Genomic DNA, 10,086 nt, shown 5'->3' with positions numbered 1-10,086 from the left:
CGGCCGCACCGGCCGCACCGGCCGCACCGGCCGCACCGGCCGCACCGGCCGCGCCGGCAGCACCAGCGGCGCCGCCTCCGACGCTGCAGATGCCGGCGGGCGATATCCCGAGCGATAACCCGCTTCACCCGATCCAGAACGGGAATTGAACCGTGGCTACCCGGACCGGCACGACGCGCAGCGGCTGCACCGGCCGTCCCGGGCAGCGTGGCTTCACGCTGATCGAGATGGTGATCACGCTCGCGCTCGTGGCGATACTCGCGCTCGCGGTCATGCCGTTTTCCGAGCTGGTCGTGCAGCGCCAGAAGGAGCACGAGCTGGGCGCCGCGTTGCGCGAGATCCGCACCGCGCTCGACGCGTACAAGGACGCAAGCGATGCGGGCCAGATCGAGAAGGAAGCGGAAGCGTCCGGTTATCCGCCGTCGCTGACCGTGCTGGTGACCGGCGTGAAGAACGCCCGGGATCCGAAGGGCGGCCTGCTGATGTTCCTGCGTCGGGTGCCGCGCGATCCGTTTTTCGCCGGCGATCCCGACACGCCCGCCGAGGAGACCTGGGACGTGCGCGCCTACGGCACGCCGCTGGATCCTGCGGCCGGCGAACCATCCGGGAGCACCGAAGCCGGCAAGGACGTGTTCGACGTGACGTCGAAATCCGCGGGCGTCGGCATCAACGGCATCCCGTACAAACAATGGTGACGGTGCAACATGAAACACGCTCGCACGTGCAGGTCCCGCGGATTCACGCTGATCGAGATCGTGGTCGTGATGGCCATCATCGGCCTGCTCCTGACGTTGGCCGTGCCGCGCTACATGCACAGCATCGAGCGCGGAAAGGAACAGGTCCGGCAGCAGAACATCGCGGTGATGCGCAATGCGATCGACCAATACTACGGCGACAACGGCCAGTACCCGGAGACGCTCGACGAACTGGTCGCGAAGCACTATCTGCGTTCGGTCCCGCTCGATCCGGTGAATGGCGACGACAAATGGGCGGCGGTCGCGTCGCCGGACGAGTCGAAGCCGGGCGTCTACGACGTGGCGCCCGCGAGCAGCCCGCAGGGTGCGCCGCCGAGCGTGACCGGAGCGGCGAAATGAGCCGGGATGGCCAGGCGGCACGCGACAGCGCGCACGCGCGCGCGATGCGCGGCCGCCCGCGTGCCGCGCGTCAGCGCGGGCTCGTGCTGCTGGCGCTGCTGATCGCACTGATGCTGATGTCGATCGCACTGGCAGGGGCGCTGGATGTCTGGTCGCTGCAACGGCGCCGCGAGGACGAGCGGCAACTGCTGTTCGCCGGCGATCAGTACCGCAAGGCGATCATCCGCTACTACGGTCTGGCGCGCGCGTACCCGCAAACCGTCGACGACCTGCTGGACGACAACCGGTTCGTCAAGCCGATGCATCATCTGCGCCGCGCGTATCGGGATCCGATTACCGGACAGAACGACTGGGCGTTCCTGTGGCGGGGCGATCGTTTCTATGGCGTATTCAGCGCCTCGGATCAGGCGACGGTCAAGCGGGCGGGATTCCCGCTGCGATACATGGACTTCGAGGGCGAGAAGACCTACCGCAAGTGGAAGTTTCTGTACCTCGCACCCGGCCTCAGCCCGCCGGCCAGCGACGCGGCCCCGGTGTCCGCGGCCGCGCCTGCCCAGGCGGCGAGCTTCCCGAGCCTGTCCGGGTTCGCGGGCGGCTACCTGCCGGGGCGGGCGCCGTCTGGCCTGCATTGACGGGCGACCGGTCGCCGCGCGCCGCCGGCGTGCGCGTAAAAAAAGCGCGATGCCCGCACTGGGCATCGCGCACAAACCGGCGTGGAGCGCCGACGAATGAACGGTGATGAAGAAAGGGACGCCCGGTTAGGGACGCCCGGTTAGGGGCGCCCGGCTAGGGCGCAAGCCCCCTCGCACGAAGCGGTCAGGCCTTCGCGAGCTTGATGCTGGTCTGCTCGGCCGTCAGGTAGCCGACGCTGGCGCCGAAGCGGTCCTTGAAGTTCGCGCGCACGAGCGGGTCGAGCGTCGGCTTGACCTTGTCGTGCAGCGGCGTTTCCCAGTCGCCCGCGTGCTGGAAGTTGCTCATGACGTACGTCCAGCCGTTGATCTCGTCGACCGCGTGCAGGCCCGTCGATTCGGCGCCGGCCGGGCACGACAGCACGCGCACGAGCGACTTCGTGTCGACGTTGTAGGCCCACAGGAAGTTGTTCACGTGCATGCCCGAATCTTCGCCGATGAAGAGCGTGCGCAGCTTCTCGGAGAACTTCAGGTTGTCCGGGTTCGCGATCTTGTCCGGGTTCGCGAGGTTGCCGAGCCCGTCGGCCGCGGCGAGATCCTCGCCGACGAGCGCGGCCGGAGCGCCCATGTCGACCGGCACCCATTCGCTGTCGATCGCGCCGCCCGTCGTGTCGCGCTGGCTGCCCTTCAGGTTCAGCGCGTAGACGGCGCCTGCGGCGATCTTCTTGTCGACCGCGACGTCGCGCGACACCGCGTTGCCCTTGACCATCGACGTTTCGATTCGCGACATCGCCGTGTAGACGATCTTGTCCTTCGCGTTCACGGTCGTGCCTTCGAGCTTCGTGAACGCCATGCTGCCGCCGAGCAGCGCCGCGTAGCGGTGCGTCTCCAGGAACGCGGCCGCCTTCTCCATCCCCGGCTTCACGCGCATCCAGTTGAACTTGCCGCCGAAGTGGATCTTCGTATAGCTCGCATCGTTCGGGTCGGTGGTCGTCAGGTCCATGATGTCCGACGCCTTCAGCGTGTTCGCGAGCGCTTCGATCTCGCTGCTCGTTGCGTGGCCGATCCTGATCCACGTAAGCGTCGCCGTGCCCGCGCCGGCGGACGACGTCTGCGCCCACTTCGCGACGTACAGCGTGCCGGCCGACAGGTCGGCCGCCTTGTCGGCGACGAACATGAACAGGCCGCCGTTGGTGGCGTCGTCACCCATCATCACGGTGCGCTGGTCCGGCATCACCTGGATCAGGGCGTGCGAGATGCGGCCGAGGCAGTAGTGCTTCTTCACGGTGCCCGTGCCGTCCGCGTTCACGGTGATCTCGGGCAGGTGGCCGTAGTGGTAGGGGTTCGCCTTCGTCTCGTCGCCGAACGTATTCCTGCTGAACGCCTTGAACTGCGCGTCGGTCGCGGCCTTCGTCGCGTCCGGCTCGTACTCCTCGCTCGACAGGTGCGTGCCCCACGGCGACAGGCTCGCGCCGCAGGTGATCCACAGGCCGTGCGCCTTCGACGTGTCGACGTTGTGGTACTTGACGACCTTCAGCGCGCCGGTGGCCGGATCCTGGTCGAGCGTGAGCACCGCGATCGGCGACGGCAGCTGGCCGTACTGCGATGCGCTGGCCTGGTCGCGCGTCGTGTATTCGAACTGCACGACCGCGAACACCGTGTTGCCCTTCACGCCCGGCACGTTCGCGTTCTTCAGCGTGAGCAGCGAGCTGCCGTCCGGGCAGTCGGAATAGAACTGGCGCTCCTTGCCGGCTACCGAACGATCGATGATCGGCTGGTTGTTGATGTCGTAGTAGCCGCCCGCGAGCGTCGTGCCGCCCTTGCCGTCCGGCACCATGTCGCCCGTCACGAAGAACGGCCGGTACGCGAGCTTGAAGTTGCGCGACGAACCGTCCGAGAACGACACCGACAGCGTCGAGCCGACCGTCGTCGTGGCCATCGCGGCCGCGTTGTCGAGCGTGGGTGCGGCCATCGCCGAGAACGTCGCCGACGTATACGCGGCGGCGACCGGCGTCGACGTCGGATTGTCGTCGCCGCCGCAACCCGTCAGCAGGGCTGGCAGCGCGAGGCCGGAAAGGGGAAGCATCGGCGCGCCGGCGAGGATCTTCAGGGCCTGGCGACGAGCGGCATTGGGCAACGCGGGCATGTGGAGTCCAGTTTCAGTTGTTGGAAGAATGGCCTTCGCGAAGCGAAAGCAGGCGTTCGGCAAGCTTCGCGAAGGCAAAGTGAAAACTGGACGGAAGTGTAATGACGCTCGATGAAAGTTTTTTGAATTGAAAACGTAATGCCGGGTCGGGCGTTCGTCAGGCGCTCAATCGCGTTCGGGCGTCGCCGAGATCCGGTGGATCGACAGGTCCGCGCCGTCGAATTCGGCTTCGCGGTCGAGGCGCAGCCCGACGGTCGCCTTCAGCGCGCCGTAGACGAGCGTGCCGCCGGCGGTGGCGATCGCGATGCCGCCGAGCGTGCCGACGAGCTGCGACAGGAACGATACGCCGCCGAGACCGCCGAGCGCGGGCAGGCCGAACACGCCGGCCGCGAGGCCGCCGAGCGCGCCGCACATCCCGTGCAGCGGCCACACGCCGAGCACGTCGTCGATGCGCCACTTGTTCTGCACGCAGGTGAACATCGCGACGAACAGCGCGCCGGCCGCCGCGCCCGTGACGAGCGCGCCGATCGGGTGCATCACGTCGGAGCCCGCGCACACCGCGACGAGGCCCGCGAGCGGCCCGTTGTACGTGAAGCCCGGGTCGTTGCGGCCCGCCATCCATGCGGCGAGCGTGCCGCCGACCATCGCCATCAGCGAGTTCACGGCGACGAGGCCGCTGATCTTGTCGAGCGTCTGCGCGCTCATCACGTTGAAGCCGAACCAGCCGACCGCGAGCACCCATGCGCCGAGCGCGAGGAACGGGATGTTCGACGGCGGGTGCGCGGCGATCCGGCCGTCCTTCGCATAACGACCGTGGCGCGCGCCGAGCAGCAGCACCGCCGGCAGCGCGACCCAGCCGCCGAACGCATGCACGACGACCGAGCCCGCGAAATCGTGGAACGGCGCACCGAACGCGTGCGTGAGCCAGGCCTGCACGCCGTAGCGTTCGTTCCATGCGATCCCTTCGAAGAACGGATAGATGAAGCCGACGATGATCAGCGTCGCGACGAGCTGCGGATTGAACTTCGCGCGCTCGGCGATGCCGCCGGACACGATCGCGGGAATGGCCGCAGCGAAGGTCAGCAGGAAGAAGAAGCGCACGAGCGCGTAGCCGTTGTGCTGCGACAGCGTGCCGATGTCGTCGAAGAATTCGACGCCGTACGCGATCGTGTAGCCGATGAGGAAGTACGCGAGTGTCGACACCGAGAAGTCGACCAGGATCTTCACGAGCGCGTTGACCTGGTTCTTCTTGCGGACCGTGCCGAGTTCGAGAAATGCGAAGCCCGCGTGCATCGCGAGCACCATGACGGCGCCGATCAACAGGAACAGTGTGTCGACGCCGGATTTCAGACCATCCATGCCGTGGCTTCCTTGCGCAAAAAACGGGCGAGGAACGCAAGTATCGAGCCAACTTGGTGAGAGATTGCGTGGAATTGGTGCTCTGGCACCACGTGGCGGGGCATTTCGGTGAATCGCGCCCGGTATTGACGCACGCACGATGCGGGCCGGGGCCGCACTGCGCGCACGCATGTGGTGCAGATCGTGCGAAGCTGGTGCGAGTGAGTGCGGCGTGGTGCGTCGGCGCATGCCGTTACGCACCGCTCTGGCGCGTCAGTGGCGCACGAACAGTTCGCGCGGCCGGCGCAGCCGCAGTGCGCACGCCGACCAGTACGCGGCGACGGTCGTCAGCCCGAGCGCGGCGAACGAGAGCGCCGCGAAGCCCGCGAGCGACTGGCCGTCGCCGTCGGGGCCGAGGATGCCTTGCGCGACGATCAGCGCGGCCGTCCAGAAGCCGATCACGGCCTGCGTGAGCAGGCGCGCGGACGCGACGCGGCGCGAGCGTCCGGCTTCGGCCAGGCGGCGCGCCGACGGCGGGCGCAGGCACAGGAACAGGGTGGCGGCGAGCAGCGCGGCCAGGGCGATGAACCAGTCGACGAGGAAAGCCATGTGGGAAAAGGGGACACGCATGAAGCGGATAGAAGCGTGCCCACTTTAGTGGCGTAGCGCCCGCGATTGAATCGGACGAGTCCGAAATTGAAAGGCATTTTTAATCACGGGTCGTCATTGGGCCTGTTCAACAGGCGGTATCATCGACGTCGGTCCAACCACGAGGCCGTGCGACGCACGGCCGGAGATTGCTGATGAACATGAAGACATCGCGGGCGCGTCGCGCGCCCGGGTTCGCGCTGGCGGCCGTGGCTGTCGGTGCGCTGCTGTTGCTCGCGGGCTGCGAGAAGTCCGGCACGCCGGTCGCCCAACCGGATACGGCCGCGAGCGCGGCCGCCGATGCCGCGAACAACGCGGCCAAGGCGCTCGACCAGGTCGCGAGCACCGTCAACCAGCAGCTCAACGCCGCGAAGGCCGGCATCGCGTCCGCGGCATCGGCCGTGCCGCCGCTGTCCGCGAGCGGCCTTGCGTCCGCCGCGCAGGCGCAGATCGACGCGGCGGCTTCCGCGGTCGTCGCGCATGCGGCTTCCGAAGCTGGAGCGAAGATCGCGGAAGCCGGCAAGAAGCTCCAGCAGTGGAGCCAGCAGAACGCGTCGGGCGCGAAGCCCGCAAGCGGAGAATGATGCGGGCTTGCATGATCCGCAAAATGTAATTATCATGGTTACACATTGTCGCCGGCTGCGTGTCCGGGCCGGCGTCGCCGAGTGAGTGAGGAATGAATACCAGCAGCCGGTTCGCGTTTGCCGTCCACGTGCTCGCCTTGCTGTCGATGCAGGAAGGCGCGCCGCTGTCGTCCGACATCATCGCGGGCAGCGTGAACACGAATCCGGCGCTGATCCGCCGGTTGCTGTCGATGCTGGCGGCTGCGGGGCTGACCACGTCGCAGCTCGGTGCGGGCGGCGGCGCGCTGTTGGCGCGCGAGCCCGGCGAGATCACGCTGCTCGACGTGTATCGCGCGGTCGACGATGCCCAATTGTTCGCGCTGCACCGCGAGGCGCCGAATCCCGCGTGTCTCGTCGGGCGGCACATCCAGGGCGTGCTGATCGACTACATCGGCGACGCGCAGCGCGCGATGGAGGCATCGCTCGCCACGCGCACGCTTGCCGACGTAACGGCCGACGTGCTGGATTCGGAGCAGCGCAAGCAACACGCGGGGCGCGCCGGCGGGTGAGCGGCGGCAGGCAGGGCAGGAGGCCGGGCGGCGCGTGGGCGCGGCGATCGGCGCAACGGGGGATTCGCCCCGTTTTTTTCGGTCTTATATGTAATTAATTGTGTTACATATTTTTCTTTGTGGAGAATCGATATGACGCAACGTTCCTTGAATATCGCGCTGTTCGGCGCCACCGGCACGATCGGCTCGCGCATCGCCGCGGAAGCCGCACGGCGCGGCCATCGCGTGACCGCGCTGTCGCGCAATCCCGGCGCGGCCGGCGACGGCATCACCGCGAAAGCGGCCGACCTGTTCGACGCGGCCAGCATCGCGGCTGCGCTGCCCGGCCATGACGTCGTCGCGAGTGCGTACGGCCCGAAGCAGGACGATGCGGCGAAGGTCGTCGCGGCCGCGAAGGCGCTGGTCGCCGGCACGCGTCAGGCGGGCCTGAAGCGGCTCGTCGTGGTGGGCGGCGCCGGTTCGCTCGAAGTCGCGCCCGGCAAGCAGCTCGTCGACAGCGAAGGCTTCCCGGAAGCGTACAAGGCGGTCGCGCTCGCGCACCGCGATGCGTTCGACTACCTGAAGACGGTCGGCGATCTCGACTGGACGTTCTTCGCGCCTGCCGCGCTGATCGCACCGGGCGAGCGGACGGGCACGTTCCGCACCGGCGTCGGCAAGCTGATCGCGGACGCGCAGGGCAACAGCAAGATCTCGGCGGAAGACTACGCGGTCGCGTTCGTCGACGCGCTCGAACAAGGCAGCTTCGTGCGCGAGATCGCGACGGTCGCGTATTGAGCGGCGTAGCGGCCGGTGCCGCATGAGCGCCGGCCTGGCCCGGGCGCGGCACGCGAGCCGCAACGGGCGGTGCATGAGGCGATTCCAGCTTGACGGGTGGAATCGCCTTTTTCGTTTGGAGGAGGGTATGTCCGCGCGATCGCGCGCGCGGCGGATTCACGCGTACCGGATTGGTATTTATACCGGTCGACGCGGCGAGGTGGTTTTCATATTGTTCCCCGTTATGCAGAATGCATAGAATAAATTTCTATCTACGAGGGACTGGAGAAATGGACGCCATCGATCGCAAGCTGCTGGAGCTGTTGCAGGCGGATGCCACGCTGCCGATCGCGGAACTGGCGCAGCGCGTGAACCTGTCGCAGACGCCGTGCTGGAAGCGCGTGCAGCGGCTGAAGGAAACCGGCGCGATTCGCGCGCAGGTTGCGCTGTGCGATCCGCGCAAGCTCGGGGTCGGCACGACCGTGTTCGTCGCGATCCGCACGAACCAGCACACCGAGGAATGGGCGCAGCGTTTCACGCAGGCCGTGCGCGATATGCCGGAAGTCGTCGAGGTTTACCGGATGAGCGGCGAGACCGATTACCTGCTGCGCGTCGTCGTTGCCGGCATCGACGATTACGACCGCGTCTACAAGCAGCTGATTCGTGCGGTGCCGCTGTTCGACGTCAGCTCGTCGTTCGCGATGGAGCAGATCAAGTATTCGACCGCGCTGCCCGTGCGCGATCATGCGGAGCCGGCTTGACGCACTGCAGACACGGCGCCGTTGCTGATCGCGCCGGCGGCGCGGGTTCAGCGGCCGCGCGCCAGTGCGCGCGCGCGTTCGTCAGCCAGTGCGTCGCGGCGCACGAAATCCGCGACGAACGGGCTGGCCGGATGGTGATGCAGCGCATACGGCGTGTCCCATTGCGCGAGCTGGCCGTCCTTCATCACGCCGATCCGGTCGGCGATCGCGAACGCTTCGGCCTGGTTGTGCGTGACGAGGATCGCGGTATGGCCGGTGCGCTTCAGGATGTCGCGCAGTTCGAACGCGAGCCGCTCGCGCGTATCGACGTCGAGATTCGAGAACGGCTCGTCGAGCAGCAGCAGCTCCGGCGACGGCGCGAGCGCGCGCGCGAGTGCGATGCGCTGCTGCTGGCCGCCCGACAGTTCGTGCGGATAGGCGCCGCCGGATTCGGCGAGGCCGACGAGTTCGAGCATCTCCGCGACGCGCGCCCGGCGTTCGGCCTTCGGCATGCGCCGCAGGCCGAACGCGACGTTGTTGGCCGCGCTCAGGTGCGGGAACAGCGCATAGTCCTGGAACATCATGCCGATGCGCCGCCGCTCGGGCGGCACGTCGAGCGACGGCGCCGCGACGGGCGTGCCGTCCAGCACGATACGTCCCATGCGCACGGGCTCGAAGCCGGCGATCGCGCGCAGCACGGTGGTTTTTCCGCAGCCCGACGCGCCGAGCAGGCAGCCGATGTCGCCGCGCGGCAGCGCGAGGCTCAGCCCGTCGACCACCGTGCGGCGGCCTTGTGGCGTGTCGTAGGCGAGGCGGAGGTCATCGATTTCAAGCAGGTTCACGGGTTCAGGCTCCGATCTTGTGGCGGGTGCGGGCGAGCAGGATCACGGGCACGAGCCCGGCCAGCACGATCGCGAACGCGGCGACCGCGCCTTCCTCATAGGTGCCGCGCGCGGCTTCCGCATACAGCCAGGTCGCGAGCGTGTCGAAATTCAGCGGACGCAGCAGCAGCGTCGCCGGCAGTTCCTTCATCGCGTCGACGAACACCAGTAGCGCGCTCGTCGTCAGCGCGGGCCGCAGCAGCGGCAGGTGCACGCGGCGCAGCGTGCCGCCGGCCGTCTCGCCGAGCGAGCGCGATGCCTGTTCGAGCGACGGCGGGATGCGCGCGAGGCCGGCCTCGATGCTGCCGGCCGGAATCGCGAGAAAGCGCACGGTGTACGCGATGACGAGCGCGGTCGCCGAGCCCATCAGCAGCAGTCCGTCGCGGCCGAGCACCGCGCCGAACAGCCGGTCGGCCGCCGCGAACGGGATCAGCAGGCCGATCGCGAGTACGGTGCCCGGCACCGCGTAGCCGAGGCTCGCGATCCGCGCACACACGCGGGCAGGGCCCGCGCGGGCGCTGTCGCGTTGCGCGCGTGCGGCCCACGCGACGACGAGCCCGCACGCGAGCGTCGCGGCGGTCGCGGCGGTGGCGATCGTCAGCGTGTTCGCGAGCCCCGTCATCAACTGCGCGGACACGCCGCCGACGAGATGCAGCCGCTTGCCGGTCTCGACCGCGAGATACGCGGCCGGCGCGCCGAAGCCGAGCAGTACGGGCAGCCAGCCG

12 protein-coding genes are annotated in these 10,086 nt (G+C 68.2%); 7 read left to right on the top strand and 5 right to left on the bottom strand.

The window, feature by feature from the left end:
• The first annotated feature begins 152 nt into the window (after positions 1-152).
• From ACPUER_RS35010 to ACPUER_RS35000, 3 genes are read left to right on the top strand one after another with little or no spacing between them, the layout of a single operon-like run.
• Positions 153-695 carry a type II secretion system protein gene (locus ACPUER_RS35010; protein WP_175962366.1) on the top strand — a complete coding sequence of 181 codons (543 nt, stop codon included), beginning with the start codon at positions 153-155 and terminating at the stop codon, positions 693-695.
• A 9-nt stretch (positions 696-704) separates the two neighbouring features.
• Positions 705-1,094 (top strand): type II secretion system protein, encoded by a 390-nt coding sequence (locus tag ACPUER_RS35005; protein WP_425133364.1) that lies wholly within the window; start codon positions 705-707, stop codon positions 1,092-1,094.
• Positions 1,091-1,726, top strand: a complete 636-nt coding sequence (locus ACPUER_RS35000) for a type II secretion system protein (protein WP_425133363.1) — start codon at positions 1,091-1,093, stop codon at positions 1,724-1,726. Before ACPUER_RS35005 ends, ACPUER_RS35000 begins: the two co-directional genes overlap by 4 nt.
• A gap of 184 nt (positions 1,727-1,910) precedes the next feature.
• Here ACPUER_RS35000 and ACPUER_RS34995 read toward each other — a convergent pair whose 3' ends face one another.
• From ACPUER_RS34995 to ACPUER_RS34985, 3 genes are all read right to left on the bottom strand, one after another.
• Positions 1,911-3,869, bottom strand: coding sequence for a PhoX family protein (locus ACPUER_RS34995; RefSeq protein WP_425133362.1), 1,959 nt, complete (start codon positions 3,867-3,869; stop codon positions 1,911-1,913).
• A 165-nt stretch (positions 3,870-4,034) separates the two neighbouring features.
• Positions 4,035-5,228 carry an ammonium transporter gene (locus ACPUER_RS34990; protein WP_072435941.1) on the bottom strand — a complete coding sequence of 398 codons (1,194 nt, stop codon included), beginning with the start codon at positions 5,226-5,228 and terminating at the stop codon, positions 4,035-4,037.
• A gap of 252 nt (positions 5,229-5,480) precedes the next feature.
• Positions 5,481-5,816 carry a hypothetical protein gene (locus ACPUER_RS34985; protein WP_175962370.1) on the bottom strand — a complete coding sequence of 112 codons (336 nt, stop codon included), beginning with the start codon at positions 5,814-5,816 and terminating at the stop codon, positions 5,481-5,483.
• 194 nt (positions 5,817-6,010) lie between these two features.
• On the opposite strand from ACPUER_RS34985, the gene ACPUER_RS34980 reads away from it, so the two are divergent.
• From ACPUER_RS34980 to ACPUER_RS34965, 4 genes are all read left to right on the top strand, one after another.
• Complete coding sequence (locus tag ACPUER_RS34980; RefSeq protein ID WP_425133361.1) at positions 6,011-6,439, top strand: hypothetical protein; 429 nt, start codon at positions 6,011-6,013, stop codon at positions 6,437-6,439.
• A gap of 92 nt (positions 6,440-6,531) precedes the next feature.
• Positions 6,532-6,987, top strand: a complete 456-nt coding sequence (locus tag ACPUER_RS34975; RefSeq protein ID WP_072435938.1) for an Rrf2 family transcriptional regulator — start codon at positions 6,532-6,534, stop codon at positions 6,985-6,987.
• A gap of 132 nt (positions 6,988-7,119) precedes the next feature.
• Positions 7,120-7,761, top strand: coding sequence for an NAD(P)-dependent oxidoreductase (locus ACPUER_RS34970; RefSeq protein WP_425133360.1), 642 nt, complete (start codon positions 7,120-7,122; stop codon positions 7,759-7,761).
• A 269-nt stretch (positions 7,762-8,030) separates the two neighbouring features.
• Positions 8,031-8,501, top strand: coding sequence for an Lrp/AsnC family transcriptional regulator (locus ACPUER_RS34965; RefSeq protein WP_034183166.1), 471 nt, complete (start codon positions 8,031-8,033; stop codon positions 8,499-8,501).
• Positions 8,502-8,548: 47 nt separating this feature from the next.
• On the opposite strand, the gene ACPUER_RS34960 is transcribed toward ACPUER_RS34965, so the two are convergent.
• Both ACPUER_RS34960 and ACPUER_RS34955 read right to left on the bottom strand, forming a co-directional pair.
• Positions 8,549-9,322, bottom strand: coding sequence for an ABC transporter ATP-binding protein (locus ACPUER_RS34960; RefSeq protein ID WP_425133359.1), 774 nt, complete (start codon positions 9,320-9,322; stop codon positions 8,549-8,551).
• A gap of 4 nt (positions 9,323-9,326) precedes the next feature.
• A partial coding sequence (locus ACPUER_RS34955) for an ABC transporter permease (RefSeq protein WP_425133358.1) occupies positions 9,327-10,086 on the bottom strand: 760 nt, incomplete at its 5' end.

This window comes from Burkholderia sp. DN3021, assembly GCF_049805555.1.
Taxonomy (GTDB): Bacteria; Pseudomonadota; Gammaproteobacteria; order Burkholderiales; family Burkholderiaceae; genus Burkholderia; species Burkholderia pyrrocinia_C.
The sequence above is the reverse complement of the archived record's forward strand: the minus strand, read 5'-3'. Positions and strand labels throughout refer to the sequence as shown.